This is a genomic window from Yoonia sp. R2331, assembly GCF_041103235.1.
In the GTDB taxonomy this organism is placed as follows: domain Bacteria; phylum Pseudomonadota; class Alphaproteobacteria; order Rhodobacterales; family Rhodobacteraceae; genus CANMYO01.
In genome coordinates, this window is the sequence record NZ_JBGCUN010000001.1 from 2,495,773 (window position 1) to 2,514,699 (window position 18,927).

The following is an 18,927-nucleotide window of genomic DNA, read 5'->3' on the forward strand; positions in this document are numbered from 1 at the left end:
TGATCCGACAAAACCCGCCAATATCTTGTTGATTGATTCACCCTTGGGCGCTAGGACGGTGGCACAGGTGCTTATAGACGCGGTAAATATCCTGACGACGGGGCTGATGCGCTTAACGCGGATCAGCCCCGTTTTTTTCGCGTGAGGGTGTGCGAGAATCAGAAAAGGCGCCAGGTGCTTAGACGCGGTCTATGCACGGGCCGAAGCCCACCCTGACACCTTCCTGATGGTTTCCCCGAAGGGTCCCCGATCATTGCATCCGGAGTTCCCCCCATCTGCTGCGCCCGCGTCCCGTGGTTGCCCACCGTCCTTGGACACGATCCTGTGGTTTTCCGAAGATCCCCCCATGACCCGCATCGCCCCTGTTGAGAGTGCCCTGACCTTCCCGCTTAACAAGAAGAAGTCTGATCTGGCTTCTCTCCCCGGTGTGGCCCGCTTTGCTGATCCGGTTGCCCGTCCTGCTGCGCTGTCACCCCAGAGGGTCTTTGCGTCCCGCTCCGTTACTTCGAGAAGTCGTCTGCGATGGGTTGAGGTTGGGGTTTTGGGGTGAGTCGGGCAAGAGGATTTTGGGGGGTTAGCGGAATGTTCTTGTGGAGGGTTTTGGGGGTAAGATTGTGGAAGGCGAATTGTTTTGTTTGAGGATCAAAGCGCTACGGTTTCGTCATGCCGCGCTCGAACCGAGGGGCAGGAAGCGAAGCGCCCGCCCCGTGGGGGCGGTTCGGGCGCTGGCGGCCTAATGGCCGCCAAGCAGTTTCCAATTTCTCATCCAGTCAGTAGCAAATTGCACACCACGAGATGAGGTGCTTGCCATTAGCGATTCGGGTAAGAACGGTAATGGCAGCGCACGGTTTCTTCGCGACCATAGCGGTTCCGCGTGTACTCTCGCACAAAGACCATGGCAGCCTCCATGTTCATTTGCCCTTGATGAACAAAGAGGCCGCATGATACCGACAACCTGCGTAAGCGTCGGAGACCTCGCCGTTCAGACGGCTATGGGTTACCGTCGGTCAGAGGACGCCGTTCCAGGGCGCCTCTGACCTCACCCTCCCTTTTATCAACGAACCCGCGTACGTCAACAGTAGACGCCGTAAGGAAGTGTGATTATAACGAAATAATCACCTTGGAGGTCAAATTATGCCAGCAAGCAAAACTCGCGGACCAAAATATCCGTCAATCGGACTTGAGGAAGCAATCCGCTCTCTACATCCTGTATTCGAGGCCGAGTCTCGCAACAAGATGTCTCGCGAGGTTCTCGCCGCGCACTTGGGCTACTCCGGGTTAAACGGAGCGGCCACGTCTAAAATTGGCGCATTGAGGCATTTCGGGCTCATTGAGGGGAGGGGGGACGACTTACACATTGCAGATCATGCAATTGCACTTCTAATGAAGAACCCAAGCGACCCTGAATTTCAAGAAGCCGTAAAGAACGCGTTTTTGAGCCCAAATCTTTATCGTGAACTCTACGAGGCATACGAAACCACCCCAAGCATGCAGAACGTTGAGTTTGCATTGGTACGGAATGGAGTTCAAAAGAAGGGTGCGCAGTCTGCTGCCACTGATTTTGTCGAATCTGGGCAATTCGCAGGGATCTGGGATCGTGCAGAACCACAGGAGTTCGTCTATAACATTGAATTAAGCGAAGAATCGGTTAGCAAAGACTTCACTGCAAGTGAGTTAAGCGCGATGAAAGAAGGAAGCGCAACCCAAGAGCGCTTAGTTGAACCAAAGCATTCGGTCGATAAAGACTTCGAAGAAAAGTCAGGTGGGCTCCTTTCAAAGAACACTGAGTACAAGCTCTACATTAAGGGGCCTTTAGGACCGAACGAACTCAAACGCCTAATCCGCAAAGTCGAAATTGACATCGAAATATTGCTAGATGAGGAGTAGTCCCCGGATTTAACTATCCATTTTCAGTGCGCTGATGAAAGCTTCCTGAGGAATATCCACTTTCCCGAACTGCCGCATCTTCTTTTTCCCCGCCTTCTGCTTGTCCAGCAGTTTGCGTTTGCGGGTGGCGTCGCCGCCATAACACTTGGCGGTCACGTCTTTGCGGAGGGCTGACAACGTCTCGCGGGCGATGACTTTGCCGCCAATGGCCGCTTGGATCGGGATTTTGAACATGTGGCGGGGGATCAAGTCTTTGAGCTTTTCGACCATCGCGCGGCCGCGCATCTCGGCCCGGTCGCGGTGGACCATCATCGACAGCGCATCGACGGGTTCGTCGTTCACCAGCACCGACATCTTCACAAGGTTATCAGTTTGGTAACCGGTCATTTGGTAGTCAAAGGAGGCATAGCCCTTGGTCACCGATTTCAGGCGGTCGTAGAAGTCAAAGACAACCTCGTTCAGGGGCAGGTCATAGACCGTCATCGCGCGGGAACCTGCATAGGTCAGGTCAAGCTGCACGCCGCGGCGCTCCTGGCAGAGCTTGAGCACGTCGCCAAGGTAGTCGTCGGGCACAAGGATGGTGGCCTTGATCCGCGGCTCCTCCAGATGGTCGACGTGGGTCAGGTCGGGCATGTCGGCAGGGTTGTGCAGCTCGATCATCTCACCGTCGCGCATGTAGACGTGGTAGACGACCGAAGGTGCGGTGGTGATGAGTTCGATGTCATATTCGCGTTCGATCCGGTCGCGGATAACTTCGAGGTGGAGCAGGCCAAGGAAGCCGCAGCGGAAGCCAAAGCCAAGTGCTGCAGAGGTTTCCATCTCGTGGCTGAAGCTCGCGTCGTTCAGCGCGAGTTTCTCAATCGCGTCGCGCAGGTCTTCGAACTGGCTGCTGTCGACGGGGAAGAGGCCACAGAAGACAACGGGCTGGCTGGGTTTGAAGCCGTCAAGTGGGGTGACAGCGCCCTTCTTCTCGGACGTGATGGTGTCGCCCACGCGGGTGTCGCGCACCTGTTTGATCGAGGCGGTGATAAAGCCGATTTCACCGGGGCCAAGCACGTCGACGTTCTGCATCTGCGGGCGGAAGACGCCGATGCGGTCGATCTGGTGGACGGTGCCGTTCGACATGAAGGTCACGCGGTCCTTGAGCATCATCCGCCCGTCGATCACACGGACAAGGACGACAACGCCAAGGTAGCTGTCATACCAGCTATCGACCAGCATCGCCTTTAATGGCGCATCGGCGTCGCCGGTGGGGGCGGGCAGTTTCTGGACGATGGCTTCGAGCGTCTCGGTGATGCCGACGCCGGTTTTGGCAGAGACCTGAATGGCCTCGGACGCGTCGATGCCGATGACGTCTTCGATTTGTTCCGCGACGCGGTCACATTCAGAGGCAGGCAGGTCGATCTTGTTCAGGACGGGCACGATTTCATGATCGGCATCAATGGCTTGATAGACATTGGCGAGGGTCTGCGCCTCGACCCCCTGGGTGCTGTCGACGACCAAAAGCGAGCCTTCGACTGCGCGCATGGAACGCGACACCTCATAGGCGAAATCGACGTGACCCGGCGTGTCGATCAGATTGAGGACATATTTGCGCCCGTCCTGCGCGAGATAGTCGATGCGCACGGTGTTGGCCTTGATGGTGATGCCGCGCTCGCGCTCGATATCCATGCTGTCCAGCAGCTGCGCTTTCATGTCCCGGTCGGCCACGGTGTTGGTCGACTGGATCAGCCGGTCGGCCAGCGTCGATTTGCCGTGGTCGATATGGGCAACGATGGAAAAGTTGCGGATATGAGAGAGGTCAGTCATGGCGCGCAATCTGGTGTGTCAGGGTTGAGCGTCAATGGCGTGGGACGGGAGAATTTGCAAGGGGCAGCGGTGTCGCGGGACCTAGCGGTTGGCCATATCGGGGGCCACGTCGTCGGGGATTGCAAAGGTTGGTGTGTACCAGAGCGTTTCGAGCGCATCAAAGCGCTGCTTGTGGCAGATATCGCGCCTTTCCACCTCTGTGATCATGTCGTGAACCTCGGGGTTGTTGGCAGGGCGTTCTGCGGGATCATGGCTGGCGGGAAGGTTTTCATCCAGCACAGCGATGAAGCGCAGCACGCGCATGGCCTCGCACAGGACGACACGGTCGATCTGATGAGGGGTCATCATCGGGGCGGAGAGTTCCCAGCCCATATCCTGCGCCTCGCGGAAGTCGCGATAGGTCAGCGAGAGATCAGTCAGGTATCTATCGTAGGGCAAGTGATTATGCGGATCGTAGTAGATCGCATTGTGTGCCGCCTGCGCATGGGCCGCGCCTTCGCCCAGATAGAAAGGGCGCCCGACGAACAGGGCCACGTCAAGCCAGACCGCAGAATCGTAGGGTTTTGACACGCTGAGCCGTTGGGCAAGGTTCGCTTGCAGCTTGCCGTCATAGGCAAAGGTTCCCGACCCCCGGATCGGATCGTAGTCGCGGGCGAGGATGTGGATCAGGCTGGGACTGAAAGGATTGTCGGGGAGCGCAGCCTGCGCGTAGGCCTGAATGCGGGCATCCATGTCCTTGAAGATTGCGGCGCTTTCGCTGTCGTTGCGAAATGACCGCTGAAACAGATGCGCGTAGTAGTAGTCATGGTTATCCGGTTCCTGAAACCAGTCCAGTAGTTCGCGCCGGTCGGCGTCGCTACGCCGCTCAAACGCTCGCCAAAGTCGGATGCGGCCCAGTGCGGGGTGGTCGGTGTTTTCCAGAACGTCAATTGCATGGGCGCGGGCGTTGTCATCGTACATGTTGAGCCAGCCCACCATGTAGGCGGTGCAGACCTCGGGCGTGAAGTCGTCAAATTCGACGATCTGACCGGCAAACAAGTAGCAGTATTGCGACACCAGACCGAAGCCGCGGCCGCCCCAGTTGCGCCGCGAAATATAGAGCGCCCGGCCAAGGGTTCCGCTGTTGGGAGTAAGGGCAAGAATGTCGCGGGTCAGTTTGCGGTGTCGGTCATCTGACAAGCTGCGCTGGCCCAGTTCCAGCATCAGAACGGCGTCTGAGGCGGGCACGAAATCGGGCGCGGCCTCATAAGCCTCTTTCGCCAGGTCTTGTGCCTGCGCGCGGATGTGACCAAAGGCATAAAGTGCGTCGGGGTGGGTCTGATGCACGAATTTGTCGCCGCGCATATCCCATGCGGCATTGTTCATCTGGAACGCCCGCACAGATTTGGCATAGGGGGACGCAGGATAGGCTGCGATCCAATCGGCTGAGAAAGCATTGACGTCCGGGTGGCTTGTTAGAAGAGCCGTTACGATGTCGCGCAATGCGTCATAGCTGATCTCGCCTGACAGGCTTTGGGCATGCGCCTCTGCCAGTGCGGTCTCTGCCCCGTGGACATCACCCGCATAGGCCATATCGCGCAAATCCTCTGGCGAAATGGCGGCGTGCGCGGGCTGAGAGAGAGTCAGTGCAAGGCAAATGAAAATGGAACGCAGCATCGCGACCTCCTGAATATGTGGGAAGGGTGCCCCGGGAATGCGGCAAGAGCGGGGCGGCGATCGACCATGATTGTGCGCAACCGGTCGGGAAACCCTGACTTGCCGTTACGGCACTTGGTGCCCAAAATCCCGGCATTACCAACCTGATTTTCAAACCGGAGGGACGATCATGAAGACCTCTACCATATTGATGTTTGGGGCCTTTGGCGGCTGTTGTCCGACACTGGCCCGTTTGGCGAGTTTCTATTCAACCAACCCCGGCGGCGGGATGCCGCAGGCCGGTGTGTTCATCGGGATCGCGCTGTTTGCGATTCTAGGGGCCTTTATTGCTGTGGGCTTTGGCGCGCGCGAATTGAAGGCCGCGATTGTGGCGGGCATTGCTGCACCGGGGCTGGTGACCAATATCGTCAATGGCGCAGGGGCCGGGGCCACGGCGCGCGCGCCGGCGGCGGTGATTGCGCCAAGCTTTTTCATCAGTGCCGCCCATGCCGATGACGCACCGGTGGTCGAAGTCTTGCCGAGCTTTCGGGGCGGTGATCTGCTGACACTCTCTGCCACATGGGAAGGGCCAAACCCCAAGGGTGCGCAGGTCGATTACCGCTTTGTTGATGCCAATGGCACCTTTCTGGGCGGCGGCGGTGCGCTGGTGCCCGGCGAAGGTGCGGTGGTTGTGCCGGTGCCTGTGGGCGCCACGGCCCTGGCGGTGGGGCCAGAGCAGACCGCCCTGCCCGCACAGATCGACACGGCCGCGATCACCATCACCACCGGCACATCGCTGGGCGGGGATCTGTTGTGGGCTTTGGGGGCTGACCGGGCCTATCACATCGAAAGTGTGACGGTGACTTACGGTCCGTAGTGTTTCGTGAATTGCATCGCCCGGACGGGTTGGGCATTATCGGCCCAAGTCAGGCAGCAGCCCACAACACCGGACCGATCCGGGCGGGCCATCACAGGGCAGATACATGCGGATCATCGGTGCAATTTTGGTTTTGGCGGTTTTGGGGTCATGCGGGTCCCGCGTGAGCGGAGAGATTGGCAAGGCCTGTGCCGCGTCAGACCGGTCGGCGGCGAATCCAAGGCTATGTGCTTGCATTCAGCAGGCCGCAAACCGACATCTCAACCAGCGCGATCAGGAACTGGCGGCGACGTTCTTTGCCGATGAAGAACTGGCCAATGACATCAAGATCAATGACAGCCGCAGTGCGGATGCGTTCTGGGCTCGCTACCGCGATTTCACCCGGACGGCGCAGCGGTCATGTCGCTGACCAGCTGTCTGGCTGCTGCTTCGATCAGATCCAGCGCGCCGTCAAAATCACCGGTATAGTAGGGATCGGGCACATCCCGGTCAGCCATCAGGCGCACCGGTGTTCCGGCCCCTGCGGGCCGTTGTGCCTCGATATCGGCCAGGTTGCGGGCGTCCATCGCAAGGATCAGGTCAAACCGGGTGAAGTCATCGGGGTGAAACTGCCGGGCGCGCAGGCGTGACAGGTCCAGCCCACGGCGGCGTGCGGCGTCCTGCATCGGACCGTAAGGGGCATCGCCCACGTGCCAGCCCCCGGTGCCTGCGCTGTCGATGGTCCAATCGGGGGCGAGCGCGCGCAGCACCCCCTCTGCCGCCGGAGAGCGACAGATATTGCCCAGACAGACGCAGAGCACTTTCACCGCAGCACGCCACGGCGGGTCATGGCACGGGCGTAGATGAACAGGATGATGAGGACGATGTAGATGGCAACGGTAAAGATCATTGCCCCGGTGCCTGCGTCACGCATCGGGCTGCTGTCGGCAATCACGAAGGAATAGATCGACGCGATGACCAGCCCCAGAAACGACATCGCAAAGGCGGATGCGGCCAGTCGGCTGCGCAACAACAGCAGGATCGCGCCGATGAACGAGAACCAGACGCCAATCGCCCAGGCCGCTGAATACCACGCCGGGGCGTTGTCCAGAAAGGCCATGCCGCCCTCTGGCATCTGGCTGATATAGCTGTCCATGCGGAACTTGACGGCGACGTAGTCGAACACGCCGCCCATGTTCCAGATCAGTGCCAGAATACCGATAATCCAAAGGTGAATGGGGGTTTTCATGCCCGGGGCCTCCTTACTTGTTTGGGAAAGCCTAACCCAGACGCGGGCTTTTCAGAAGGCCAGATTGCCGCGCATCATATTGTAATGCGCTCGCGGCGAGGGGATGAAGAACAGGATCCAGCCCTGTGTGAGGTAGACGTAGATTGCCGCGGGGATCCAAAGCAGGGACAGGATCAGGCCAATCGCCCCGGTTGTGCGTTGCGCCAGCGTGCCGGGCAGGACGCGCAACAGCGCCAGATGCAGCAGCTTGCCCCCATCCAGCGGCTGGACCGGGATCAGGTTGAAGATGAACAGCGCCAGATTGACCCAGCCAAAGAGCCACAGCCAGTACGTGATCTCATAATAGGCGGTTGTGGCTGCGCTGTTTGTCGCCAGCCGGTTCAGGAACATCAGGTCGGACAGAAACAGTGCCACGCCAGCCAGCGCCCAAAGTGCAAGGTTCACCAGCGGGCCCATTGCAACGATCAGCTCTTGTTGCCGCCGGTCGGGGCTGCGGGCGTGTTCGCAAAAGCCGCCACCGCCGTGCAGCACAACGCGGCGCACCGGCACGCCCTGCACCAGACAACCCCAGGCATGACCCAATTCGTGCAGATAGATCGACACACCAATGATCAGCGCAAAGATCAGCCCGTCAATCGGGCCGCTGTCCAACGACATATAGACCAGAAATCCGCCCAGAAAGAGGATCGACTGATCAACCTCGACCCGCACGCCCCAGGGGCCACGGAATGATGTCAGCGTGTTGCCTTGGTTGAACATGCCTGCGCCTCGTGCCTTGTCTTGCGCATTTGTTAACGCGACGATGGGGCAGGACTTGGGCAGGCAGGGGGCAAAAATGAAGATTGTGATGCTGACCGGGGCGGGTGTCTCTGCCGAGAGCGGTCTGGGCACGTTTCGTGACACCGACGGACTGTGGACGCAATACGATCTGGAGGATGTGGCCACGCCGGAAGGCTTTGCCCGCGACCCGGTGCTGGTGCATGACTTTTACAACGCGCGACGTCGCAATTGTGTCAGTGCGGCGCCAAATGCCGCCCATGAAGCACTGGCCGCGTTGCAAAAGTCCAAGAGGCACGAGGTGACGCTGGTGACGCAGAACGTCGATGATCTGCATGAGAGGGCCGGATCACGCGAGGTGATCCATATGCACGGCAGCCTGACCGGCGCGCTGTGTGCAGCCTGCGGCGCGCGGTGGGCCGCCCCGGCCGAGATGCAGACCGGTGACCCCTGCCCCAGTTGCAAAGCCCCGCAAACCCGGCCTGATATCGTCTGGTTTGGGGAAATCCCCTATCACATGGACCAGATTATGGCGGCGATTGCGGCTGCGGATCAATTCGTGGCCATCGGCACCAGCGGCACGGTCTATCCCGCCGCCGGTTTTGTTGATCTGGCCCTGCAAGCCGGGGCCGAAACGCTGGAGATCAATCCCGAACCAACCGGCGGTGGCTTTGACCGGGTGATCGCCGGGGCCGCGACTGAGGCGGTGCCGGATTGGGTCGCGACGCTGGTCTAGGGTCAAGACCCTAGGGGCTGGACAGGCGCAAGGACCAAGGCCACAACAACGCCATGACCAACCGACACGATACCACCGACCTGGCCGAAAGGGTTGCCGCGGGCGACAGGCGGGCGCTGGCGCGCGCGATCACGCTGATCGAAAGCGCGCGCGCCGATCATCGGGCGCAGGCGCTGGAGCTGCTGGACAGCCTTGGCAGCGACAAACAGGCCCTGCGGATTGGGCTGTCCGGCACGCCGGGTGTCGGCAAATCCACGTTTATCGAAGCCTTTGGCCTGATGCTGACGGGGCTGGGCAAGCGGGTGGCGGTGCTGGCTGTGGACCCATCCTCTGCCAGATCGGGCGGGTCTATCTTGGGCGACAAGACCCGGATGGACCTGCTGGCGCGTGATCCAATGGCGTTCATCCGCCCCTCGCCCAGCCAAACAGCACTTGGCGGGGTGGCGCGGCGCACGCGCGAGGCGGTGGCCCTGTGCGAAGCGGCGGGATTTGACGTGGTGCTGATTGAAACCGTGGGCGTCGGGCAATCGGAAACCGTGGTGGCACAGATGTCGGACCTGTTTGTGCTGCTTTTGGCCCCGGCGGGCGGCGACGAATTGCAGGGCGTCAAACGCGGCATCATGGAAATGGCCGATCTGATTTTGGTCAACAAAGCCGATGGCGCGCTGAAACCACAGGCCACCCGCACCTGCGCCGACTACGCGGGCGCGCTGCGGCTGCTGCGCAAACGCGCGCAGGACCCCGATGGTTTTCCTAAGGCGCTGACCATCTCGGCGCTGGAAAGTGACGGTATTTCAACGGCCTGGGATGAGATGCAGGCGCTGGTAGACTGGCGGCGCGAGGCGGGCATCTGGGATCAAACACGGGCGGCACAGCGGGGCCGCTGGTTTCAAGACGAAGTGCAGCATCTGATGTTGGCGCGCTTGCAGACCGACCCCGATCTGCGCGCCGCTTTGGCCCGCGCAGAGGCGGATGTGGTCGCAGGCGAGACAGCACCAGAGGCGGCAGCGGCACGTCTTGTCGCGTCGTTGCGTGAAACCGAATAATGCCGCGCCTTGGGCCTTGACCCGCACAAGGAATCCGCCTATCCCGCGCAAACCGAATTCTGGCCCCTCTGGGAGGGGTCTGTCACTTATGAAGGTCGCCGCCCCGATCACGCGAGGCACGCTGGCCGTAACCGAAGGATAAGCTCATGTCGCGCCGTTGCGAACTGACTGGAAAAGGCCCGATGTCTGGCAACAATGTCAGCCACGCCAAAAACCGTACCCGCCGCCGGTTCCTGCCCAACCTGCAGGACGTGTCCCTGCGGTCTGATGTTCTGGGTCGGACGTTCAAATTCCGCATCTCGAATGCGGCATTGCGCACCGTTGATCACCGCGGTGGTCTGGACGCCTTTATGGCGAAAGCCAAGGACGCGGAACTGTCCGCAGGCGCGCTGAAGGTCAAGAAAGAGATCACCAAGGCAACCGCCTGATCCTTTTGACAGTGAATGATCAAGGCCCGGTTGCTGATGCAGCCGGGCCTTTTGCTTTGACGGCGGGTGCCTCCGGCGGGGATATTTGGGGCCAGAAGAAACATGGGACCGGACATGACCCTGCCGATTGACGCGGTGATCCCTGACCTTGTAGCGGCGTTGCGCAGCGCGGGGCGCGCGGTGTTGCAGGCCCCACCGGGGGCAGGCAAGACCAGCCGGGTGCCGCTGGCGCTGTTGGACATCGTGCAAGGCAAGATCGTCATGCTGGAACCCCGGCGGTTGGCGGCACGGGCCGCAGCTGAGAGGTTGGCCGAGCAATTGGGCGAGAAACCCGGTGCAACGGTCGGTTACCGGATGCGCGGCGACAGCGTAGCGGGCCGCCGGATCGAGGTCGTGACCGAGGGCATTTTGACCCGGATGCTGCAAACCGATCCAGAGCTGCCCGGTGTGGGTGCGGTGATCTTTGACGAATTTCACGAACGGTCGCTGAATGCGGACCTTGGGCTGGCGCTGACCTGGGAGGTGCGGCAGGCGTTGCGGCCCGATCTGATGCTGGTGGTGATGTCGGCCACGCTGGATGCGGGGCCGGTGGCGGCACTGTTGGATGATGCGCCGATGGTGACGTCGGAGGGCCGTGCCTTTCCGGTCGACACCGTGTTTCTGGATCGCGCAGTGCCAAAGGGAGTGCGGCTGGCGCAGGCCACTGCCGATCTGGTGGCGGAGGTGGTGCCAAAGACCGAAGGCGGCGTGCTGGTGTTCCTGCCCGGAGAAGGTGAGATCCGCACGGTTGAAGCGGCGCTCAAGGGGCGCTTGCCCAGCGATTGCGCGATCAGGCCGCTTTATGGCGCGCTGCCGTTCAAGGCGCAGAGGGCGGCAATCGCGCCGGTGGCCACGGGCCGCAAGGTGGTGTTGTCGACGGCAATCGCAGAGACGTCGCTGACGATCGAGGACATCCGCGTGGTGGTGGATGCGGGCCGGGCGCGGCGTGCGCGTTACGATCCGGGGTCAGGCATGTCGCGGCTGGTGACCGAAAGGGTCAGCCGGGCCGAGGCCACCCAGCGCGCGGGCCGCGCGGGGCGTGTCGCCCCCGGCGTGGCCTACAAGCTGTGGACCAAGGGCGAAGACGGCGCCCTGCCCGGCTTTGCACCCGCAGAAATTGAAGCCGCCGATCTGGCCCCGCTGGCGCTGGACCTCGCCCTGTGGGGCAGCGGTGATCTGGCGTTTCTGACCCCGCCGCCGGAAGGGACGTTGGCCGAGGCGCGCGCATTGTTGCGGTCGCTGGGCGCGCTGGATGAGGCGGACCGGATCACCACGCATGGCCGGGCGCTGGCGGCGCTGCCGCTGCACCCCAGGTTGGGGCATATGCTGGTCAGTGCTGGCGCGGGTGCCGCCCCTTTGGCCGCACTTTTGTCCGCGCGCGACCCCTTGCGCGCGGCACCGGTGGATCTGGCGTTGCGGATGCGCGCGATCAAGGGGCGGTATGACGGGCCGGGTGAGGTGAACCATGCGGCACTGCAACAGATCAAGGCAGAGATTCCGAGGTTATCCAAGGGGTTGCAGCCAAAGGATGATGTTAGCCTGCCGATGATGGCGGCCCTTGCCTACCCCGACCGGATCGGGCTGAGGCGCAAGGGCGATGCGCCGCGCTACCTGCTGTCGGGCGGCAAGGGTGCGGTGCTGAACGAGGCTGATCCGCTGGCGGGGCAACGGCTGATCGTGGCAACCGATCTGGACGGTGACGCGCGCGAAGCGAAGGTGCGGCAGGCGGTGGCGATCAGCGAGAGCGAGCTGCGCGCGCTTTATCCGCCGGTCTGGCAGGATGTTTGCCTGTGGTCCAAGCGCGACGGCAAGGTGCTGGCACGCAAACAGGAACGGCTGGGCGCGCTGGTGCTGGACGACCGGATTTGGTCTGACGCGCCTGCGGACGCGGTGGCCCGCGCGATGCTGGACGGGGTGCGTCAGCTGGGGCTGCGGATCAGCGGCAAAGCGGCGCTGTTCCGGGCGCGCGTGGCGCTGGTCGATGATCTGCCCAGCATGGATGACGAAGCATTGATGGCCACGCTGGAGGACTGGCTGTTGCCACATCTGGACGGGGTCAAATCAGCCGAGGACTGGAAGCGGTTTGACCTGCTGCCCGCCCTGCGCGGGATGCTGGATTGGGACCAGATGCAGCGGCTGGACCGATCCGCACCTGCGCATTTCACCACACCGCTGGGGCGCAAGACCCCCATTGACTACAGCGGTGACGCGCCAGAGATCACGTTGCGTCTGCAAGAGATGTTCGGCCAGACCACGCATCCCATGGTGGGCCGCACACCGCTGCGGGTCACGTTGCTGTCGCCGGGGCAGAAACCGGTGCAGACCACGCAGGACATTCCCGGCTTTTGGGCCACGTCTTATGCGGATGTGCGGCGTGATATGCGCGGGCGCTATCCCCGGCATCCCTGGCCCGAAGACCCGACCCAGGCCGACCCAACTTTGCGCGCCAAACCGCGCGGCACTTAACATCACTCAGCCTTGAATTTGAAGTTATCCACAGGATGTGGTAGAGATTAAGTAATAATTAACAATAACCTGAGACAGGTTCTTTATGTTGAACAATATGAAGTCCGTATTGGCGGACACACTTGGACCGTTGTTGCGCCGTCCACCCGCATTGCAATTGGCCGCATTGTGCCACCGTGACACGCCGCAGGGGCGCGAGGTTTTGCTGGTGACCAGCAGCCATGGCCGCTGGATTCTGCCCAAGGGCTGGCCGATTGATGGGCTTGATGGCGGGGAAACCGCCTTGCAGGAAGCCTGGGAAGAAGCGGGCGTCAAAAAGGGCAAGGTGAGCAAAACGCCTGTCGGCTCTTTCCAGAGCATAAAGCGATTTGACAGTGGGCAGGAAGTACCTTGCGAGACCAGCGTCTACGCGGTCAAGGTCAAGGATGTCGCCAACGATTACCCCGAAGCCGACCGGCGTGAACGCAAATGGGTGCCTGTTGATCAGGCCGCCGACATCGTTGACGACGACGGGCTGCGCGCAATTCTGACCGCCTTTTGAGGCGCGCCAAAAGGTCAGGCCTGACCCGTCTTCAGAAAATCCAACACGGTTTGCATCATCCGGGGCCATTCGGGTTGGCCGGGCAGCGGGATCAGGTTGGCGGTTTCCATCACCACCAGCTCTGCGTTGGGAATGCCCGCTGCCAGTTTCCGCGCCTCTGAAAGGGGATGCACACCGTCGTGACGCGAATGGATCACAAGGGTCGGGCATTGGACCTTTGGCAGGTAATCCGCCAGGGAATCGGCATTGCTGGCGTCGCGAATCCGCAAGGCCTGATCGCGCGGGCATGAGGCCGCGGTGATCCGTACAAAATCCTGCACCGCATCAAGCGGACCCTCGGGGAAATAGGACATCATGTAGGCCGTGCTGAAGGCGGCGTCCGGACTGCCCCAGCCTTCGGCGAACATCGCCCGGATCGCGTCGGGTTCCGGCGAGGTCTGACGGCGCACCCGCCCGTCGACGTAGCCCGCCATCACCACCAGATGGGTCACCCGATCCGGCGCAAGAGCTGCTGCCCGCACCGCAGCGAGCGCCCCGCCGGAATGGCTCAGGATCGCGAAACGCTCTTGCCCCGCTGCGGTGGCGACCGTCAGGATATCCTCTGCCATTGCATCAAAATCGATCTCGACCGGCGCGGGTTCTGACAGGCCGACGCCCGCGGGATCAAACCGGATCAGCGTGTTTTCGGCGCTCATCCGGTCAAAGAATGGGCGGTCGACCTGCGCTGTCCATTCTTCTTCCAGATGGGTGTGGTTGTAGCCCATCCGCACAACCGGCGGCCCGGACCCGGTCACTGCAAAGGCAATCGAATGGCCACGGGCGTTGCGGGTGTAGCGGATGCGCTGGGTGGGCGGATCGGCGGTCGCAGTGGCCTGCGGGGCTGCTTGTGTCACCTCTGTCGCCATTTGCAGGCCATGCCGCGCGACGGTGCGGATCACCGCCTGCTGCTTGCCATCATCGCCGACCGCCTTGCGGGCGGCCGAGATCCGCGCGCTGATCGCGCTTTCCGACACGATCCGCCCCTGCCAGACGACATCGACAATCTCGTCGCGCGTGACAACGCGCGCGGGGTTCCGCACCAGGAGCAGGATCAGGTCAAAGACCTGCGGCTCGACCGCCGCGCGGCTGCCCGCCCGCGTCAGCGAGCGACCGGCCTCGTCCAGAACGCAATCCGCAAAACGATACTCCATGTGTCCGAACATAAGATGTTCCGGAGCACAAGTCCTTGGGAAAAGCACAGCAAAATCACAAGAGTTTCACAGGGTCTTCTTCAAGCGGCGCGGCGCGGGATCGGCAAAGCTGGTGGCATCACAAAAAGGAGCCACGCCATGATGCCGCCGATGAACCTCGACTTGATCAAGCCCCACAACAACCCGCGCCACCGCCCGACACCGGCAAAGCGCGACGCGATCCGCCGCCAAAAGACCGGACGGGCCGACCGCTGCGCGGCTTCCATCTTGGCGCTGCGCAGACTGCTACAGCGCGATCTGCCCCGGCGCACAGCACCCCCCGCCCGGTTGCGGATGCAATGACCTGGGGCAAATAGGGCGCGCGCCGCTGTTGAAAGAGTTGCCCGCCGCGCCGCTTTTCGCTAGCCCGGTTCCAAAGCAAGCCGGGGGGCAACATGTCATCAACACCACCACCAAACCAGTGGCGCACACTGGACAAGGACCTTGGCCGCATTGTGACGGTTGAGAACGCGGCGCAATACGTATCCCGGCCCATGGTGGGGCTAGGCATCTCGCTGGCCTTTATGGTGTTGGCAGGCCTAGGTGCGGCAATCTTTTTCGGCGGCACGCCCACCTCTTTCATCGTGGTCGCCGCAGCGATTTTCGGCGCTTACATGGCCGTCAACATCGGTGCCAACGATGTGGCCAACAACATGGGGCCAGCGGTTGGTGCCAATGCGCTGACCATGGGTGGTGCCATTGTGATTGCGGCCTTGTGCGAAAGTGCGGGGGCGCTTTTGGCGGGCGGCGACGTGGTCTCGACCATTTCCAAGGGCATCATTGACCCCGACACGGTGGCCGACAGCCAGATTTTCATCTGGGCGATGATGGCGGCGCTGATTTCGTCAGCGCTGTGGGTGAACCTAGCCACTTGGGTCGGCGCGCCGGTGTCGACCACGCATTCGGTTGTGGGCGGTGTGCTGGGTGCTGGCATTGCGGCGGCTGGTTTTGCCGCGGTCAACTGGCCCAGCATGGGTGCGATTGCGGCGAGTTGGGTGATCTCTCCGGTTCTGGGCGGGGTGATTGCAGCGAGTTTTCTGGCCTTTATCAAGGCCTTCATCATCTATCAGGACGACAAGATCGCAGCCGCGCGCCGCTGGGTGCCGGTGCTGATCGGGATCATGGGCGCGGCCTTTGCCGTTTATCTGTCGGTCAAGGGGTTGAAGAAAATCGTCAAGATCGACCTGCCCACCGCACTGCTGATCGGGGTGATTGCCGGGGCGGTGATCTATGCGATTTCCGCGCCGCTGATCAAGAAGCAAGCGCAAGGGTTGGAGAACCGCAACAAGTCGCTGAAGATCTTGTTTGGCTTTCCGCTGGTTCTGTCGGCGGCGCTGTTGTCGTTTGCACATGGGGCCAATGACGTGGCCAATGCGGTGGGGCCGCTGGCGGCGATTGTTCATGCGGAGGAATTCGGGGAATTCGCAGGTAAGGTGAACATCCCGTTGTGGGTCATGGTCATCGGTGCATTCGGGATTTCGTTCGGGTTGATCCTGTTCGGGCCAAAGCTGATCCGCATGGTCGGCAGCCAGATCACCAAGCTGAACCCGATGCGCGCCTATTGCGTGGCGCTATCAGCAGCGATCACGGTGATCGTGGCAAGCTGGCTGGGCCTGCCGGTGTCGTCCACGCATATCGCAGTGGGCGGTGTTTTTGGCGTCGGCTTTTTCCGCGAGTGGCATCACGAACGCCGCGCGCGCAACCGCCCGGCAAAGGCAAATGCACCGAAGATGGCGCGCGAGGAGCGTCGCCGCCGCAAGCTGGTACGCCGGTCGCATTTCATGACCATTGTTGCGGCCTGGATCATCACGGTGCCTGCAGCTGCGCTGTTGTCGGCACTTATTTTCCTGATCTTGCGGACGGTGTTTGTGGCCTAAAGCGCGGAGCCTTTGGGTCAGAGACCAAGGCAGTGGCGCATGATCGCCTTTTGCGCGTGCAACCGGTTTTCGGCCTCGTCAAAGATCACCGAGTGCGGGCCGTCCATCACCGATGACGTCGCTTCGTCATCGCGATGGGCAGGCAGGCAGTGCATGAACAGCGCGTCGTCCTTGGCGCGTGCCATCAGCGCATCATTGACCTGATAGCCACGTAGCTGGTTGTGCCGCCGTTCGCGCGCAGATTGCGGATCATGCATGGACACCCAAGTGTCGGTGACGACCAAATCGGCCCCCTGCACCGCCTCATCAGGGTTGCGCACGGTGGTATAGAGGCCGTTCAAGCTGGGTTCTGGGTCAAGCGGTTCGGGACCGGTAAACACCAGATCAAAGTCGAATTGTTTGGCGGCATGGGCGAAGCTGGCAAAGACGTTGTTGCCGTCACCGGACCAGACGACCTTTTTGCCTTTGATGGGTCCCCGGTGTTCTTCGAACGTCATGATGTCGGCCATGATCTGGCAGGGATGGGTGCGGTTGGTCAGCCCGTTGATCACCGGCACATCGGCGTATTCCGCCATTTCCAGCAGCGTCGCCTCTTCAAAGGTGCGGATCATGATCAGGTCAACATAGCGCGAGAGCACGCGGGCGGTGTCGGCGATGGTTTCACCATGGCCGAGCTGCATATCGGCCCCTGAGAGCACCATGGTTTGCCCGCCCATCTGCCGGACGCCCACGTCAAAGCTGATCCGGGTGCGGGTCGAGGGTTTTTCAAAGATCAGGGCCACCATGTGACCGGCGAGCGGCTGATCCTGATCGGGTGTGCCTTTGGGCTGGCCTGCGCGGGCATCTTTCATGATGCGGGCAGTGTCGATGATGCGCCGCAGGTCGGATTGATCTGTGGTGTGAATGTCGAGGAAATGGGTCATCGGGTGTCCTTGTGGCGGGGTCGGGCCGGGGGTTTCACACCCCCGGACCCCCGTGGGATATTTTTAGCCAGAAGAAGAGAGGGACTTGGCAGCCGCATCGAGTTTGTCGATGGCAGCGGCGATGTCGGTGTCGGCGATATTGAGCGCAGGCAGCAGGCGGATCACGTTGTCCGCTGCAGGCACGGTCAGGACGTTCTGGGCGTAGCCGGAGGCGACCACATCGGTGTTGGCAGCTTTGCATTTCAGCCCCAGCATCAGGCCCGCACCGCGCACGGCCTCGAACACATCGGGGTTGTCGGCCACCAGGCCTTCGAGCTTTTGGCGCAGGAGGCCCGCCTTGCGGTTCACCTCTGCCAGAAACGCATCATCGGCCACGATGTCCATCACCGCGTTGCCGACCGCACACCCCAGCGGGTTGCCGCCATAGGTAGAGCCATGGGTGCCGGCGGTCATGCCAGAGGCAGCCCCTTCGGTGGCGAGCACCGCGCCAAGGGGGAAGCCGCCGCCGATGCCTTTGGCGACCATCATGATGTCGGGCGTGATGCCGGACCATTCGTGGGCGAACAGCTTACCGGTACGGCCGACGCCGCATTGTACCTCGTCCAGGATCAAGAGCGCGCCGGTCTGATCGCAAAGGTCGCGCAGGCCCTTGAGGCATTGGTCCGGCACCGGGCGGATGCCGCCTTCGCCCTGCACGGGTTCGATCAGCACGGCGGCGGTTTTGTCGGTGATCGCGGCCTTCAGCGCGTCGTGGTCGCCAAACTCCAGATGGGTGAAGCCGGGCAGGAGCGGGCCGAAGCCTTTGGTCATTTTCTCGGAACCCGCAGCGGCGATCCCGGCAGAGGACCGGCCGTGGAAGGAGCCGGTGAAGGTGATGATTTCGGACTGATCCTGCCCTTTTTCATACCAGTATTTGCGGGCCATTTTGACGGCCAGTTCGCAGGCTTCTGTGCCGGAGTTGGTAAAGAAAACCGTGTCGGCAAAGGTGGCATCCACCAGCTTGTCGGCCAGCGCCTGCTGGCTGGGGATGTTATAGAGGTTGCTGAGGTGCCAGACCTGACCGGCCTGATCGGTGAGCGCCTTGGTCAACGCGGGGTGGGCATGGCCCAAACAGTTCACCGCGATGCCAGCACCAAGGTCGAGAAAACGTCGGCCATCCGCCTCGACCAGCCAAGAGCCATCGCCAGCGACAAAGGTCAGTGGCGCGCGGTTGTAGGTGGGCAGGACAGAAGGGATCATGGGATCGGCCTTTCGCAGGATGAAGCCCGAGTGATGCCGTGATGGCGCGGGCAGGTCAACGATTTTGAGGGTGGGTAATGGACGTGACAGAACGGCGGACGGGCTTAGCGTCGGCGTCGGACATTCATGGTGGCACGTGTCATCATGACGCGGGGGTAGCGCAAAGCGCACGGCAGGGAAAGTGAAATTT

At 61.7% G+C, this 18,927-nt stretch carries 18 protein-coding genes; 10 read left to right on the top strand and 8 right to left on the bottom strand.

Annotated features, from left to right (window positions below; genetic code table 11):
- Positions 1-1,134 precede the first annotated feature (1,134 nt).
- Positions 1,135-1,887 carry a hypothetical protein gene (locus tag AB3Y40_RS12865; RefSeq protein ID WP_369439188.1) on the top strand — a complete coding sequence of 251 codons (753 nt, stop codon included), beginning with the start codon at positions 1,135-1,137 and terminating at the stop codon, positions 1,885-1,887.
- 9 nt (positions 1,888-1,896) lie between these two features.
- Here the strand turns inward: AB3Y40_RS12865 and lepA are convergent, their stop codons facing one another.
- A complete protein-coding gene (gene lepA / locus AB3Y40_RS12870; protein WP_369439189.1) occupies positions 1,897-3,696 on the bottom strand; it encodes a translation elongation factor 4 in 1,800 nt (599 codons plus the stop codon).
- A gap of 81 nt (positions 3,697-3,777) precedes the next feature.
- The gene (locus AB3Y40_RS12875; protein WP_369439190.1) at positions 3,778-5,352 is read right to left on the bottom strand and encodes a DUF4034 domain-containing protein; all 1,575 of its coding nucleotides are present in this window, start codon (positions 5,350-5,352) and stop codon (positions 3,778-3,780) included.
- Between the two features lie 169 nt (positions 5,353-5,521).
- Here AB3Y40_RS12875 and AB3Y40_RS12880 point away from each other — a divergent pair, with 169 nt between their 5' ends.
- A complete protein-coding gene (locus AB3Y40_RS12880) occupies positions 5,522-6,208 on the top strand; it encodes a hypothetical protein (RefSeq protein WP_369439191.1) in 687 nt (228 codons plus the stop codon).
- Positions 6,209-6,371: 163 nt separating this feature from the next.
- A complete protein-coding gene (locus AB3Y40_RS12885) occupies positions 6,372-6,617 on the top strand; it encodes an arginine transporter (RefSeq protein ID WP_369439192.1) in 246 nt (81 codons plus the stop codon).
- Here AB3Y40_RS12885 and AB3Y40_RS12890 read toward each other — a convergent pair.
- The 3 genes from AB3Y40_RS12890 to AB3Y40_RS12900 are packed head-to-tail and all read right to left on the bottom strand — an operon-like array spanning position 6,586 to position 8,195.
- Complete coding sequence (locus tag AB3Y40_RS12890) at positions 6,586-7,014, bottom strand: low molecular weight protein-tyrosine-phosphatase (RefSeq protein WP_369439193.1); 429 nt, start codon at positions 7,012-7,014, stop codon at positions 6,586-6,588. The genes AB3Y40_RS12885 and AB3Y40_RS12890 overlap by 32 nt on opposite strands.
- Positions 7,011-7,436 carry a hypothetical protein gene (locus AB3Y40_RS12895; protein ID WP_369439194.1) on the bottom strand — a complete coding sequence of 142 codons (426 nt, stop codon included), beginning with the start codon at positions 7,434-7,436 and terminating at the stop codon, positions 7,011-7,013. The genes AB3Y40_RS12890 and AB3Y40_RS12895 overlap by 4 nt, the downstream gene beginning before the upstream one ends.
- Before the next feature lie 51 nt (positions 7,437-7,487).
- A complete protein-coding gene (locus tag AB3Y40_RS12900) occupies positions 7,488-8,195 on the bottom strand; it encodes a site-2 protease family protein (protein ID WP_369439195.1) in 708 nt (235 codons plus the stop codon).
- 76 nt (positions 8,196-8,271) lie between these two features.
- Here AB3Y40_RS12900 and AB3Y40_RS12905 point away from each other — a divergent pair, with 76 nt between their 5' ends.
- The 5 genes from AB3Y40_RS12905 (at position 8,272) to AB3Y40_RS12925 (ending at position 13,469) form a co-directional block, all read left to right on the top strand.
- Positions 8,272-8,949: an NAD-dependent deacylase gene (locus AB3Y40_RS12905; RefSeq protein ID WP_369439196.1), complete on the top strand. Its 678-nt coding sequence runs from the start codon at positions 8,272-8,274 to the stop codon at positions 8,947-8,949.
- Between the two features lie 53 nt (positions 8,950-9,002).
- Positions 9,003-9,995: a methylmalonyl Co-A mutase-associated GTPase MeaB gene (gene meaB / locus AB3Y40_RS12910; RefSeq protein WP_369439197.1), complete on the top strand. Its 993-nt coding sequence runs from the start codon at positions 9,003-9,005 to the stop codon at positions 9,993-9,995.
- A 146-nt stretch (positions 9,996-10,141) separates the two neighbouring features.
- A complete protein-coding gene (gene rpmB / locus AB3Y40_RS12915) occupies positions 10,142-10,423 on the top strand; it encodes a 50S ribosomal protein L28 (protein ID WP_369439198.1) in 282 nt (93 codons plus the stop codon).
- Positions 10,424-10,537: 114 nt separating this feature from the next.
- Positions 10,538-12,928, top strand: a complete 2,391-nt coding sequence (gene hrpB / locus AB3Y40_RS12920) for an ATP-dependent helicase HrpB (RefSeq protein ID WP_369439199.1) — start codon at positions 10,538-10,540, stop codon at positions 12,926-12,928.
- A 97-nt stretch (positions 12,929-13,025) separates the two neighbouring features.
- Positions 13,026-13,469 carry an NUDIX hydrolase gene (locus AB3Y40_RS12925; protein WP_369439200.1) on the top strand — a complete coding sequence of 148 codons (444 nt, stop codon included), beginning with the start codon at positions 13,026-13,028 and terminating at the stop codon, positions 13,467-13,469.
- 14 nt (positions 13,470-13,483) lie between these two features.
- On the opposite strand, the gene AB3Y40_RS12930 is transcribed toward AB3Y40_RS12925, so the two are convergent.
- Entirely contained in the window at positions 13,484-14,671 is a 1,188-nt protein-coding gene (locus tag AB3Y40_RS12930; RefSeq protein ID WP_369439201.1) for an alpha/beta hydrolase, read from the bottom strand.
- Positions 14,672-14,797: 126 nt separating this feature from the next.
- On the opposite strand from AB3Y40_RS12930, the gene AB3Y40_RS12935 reads away from it, so the two are divergent.
- Entirely contained in the window at positions 14,798-15,001 is a 204-nt protein-coding gene (locus AB3Y40_RS12935; protein WP_369439202.1) for a hypothetical protein, read from the top strand.
- A gap of 92 nt (positions 15,002-15,093) precedes the next feature.
- The gene (locus tag AB3Y40_RS12940; RefSeq protein ID WP_369439203.1) at positions 15,094-16,575 is read left to right on the top strand and encodes an inorganic phosphate transporter; all 1,482 of its coding nucleotides are present in this window, start codon (positions 15,094-15,096) and stop codon (positions 16,573-16,575) included.
- A gap of 17 nt (positions 16,576-16,592) precedes the next feature.
- Here AB3Y40_RS12940 and argF read toward each other — a convergent pair whose 3' ends face one another.
- Positions 16,593-17,498, bottom strand: coding sequence for an ornithine carbamoyltransferase (gene argF, locus AB3Y40_RS12945; protein ID WP_369439204.1), 906 nt, complete (start codon positions 17,496-17,498; stop codon positions 16,593-16,595).
- A gap of 63 nt (positions 17,499-17,561) precedes the next feature.
- Positions 17,562-18,737 carry an aspartate aminotransferase family protein gene (locus tag AB3Y40_RS12950; protein ID WP_369439205.1) on the bottom strand — a complete coding sequence of 392 codons (1,176 nt, stop codon included), beginning with the start codon at positions 18,735-18,737 and terminating at the stop codon, positions 17,562-17,564.
- Between the last annotated feature and the right edge of the window lie 190 nt (positions 18,738-18,927).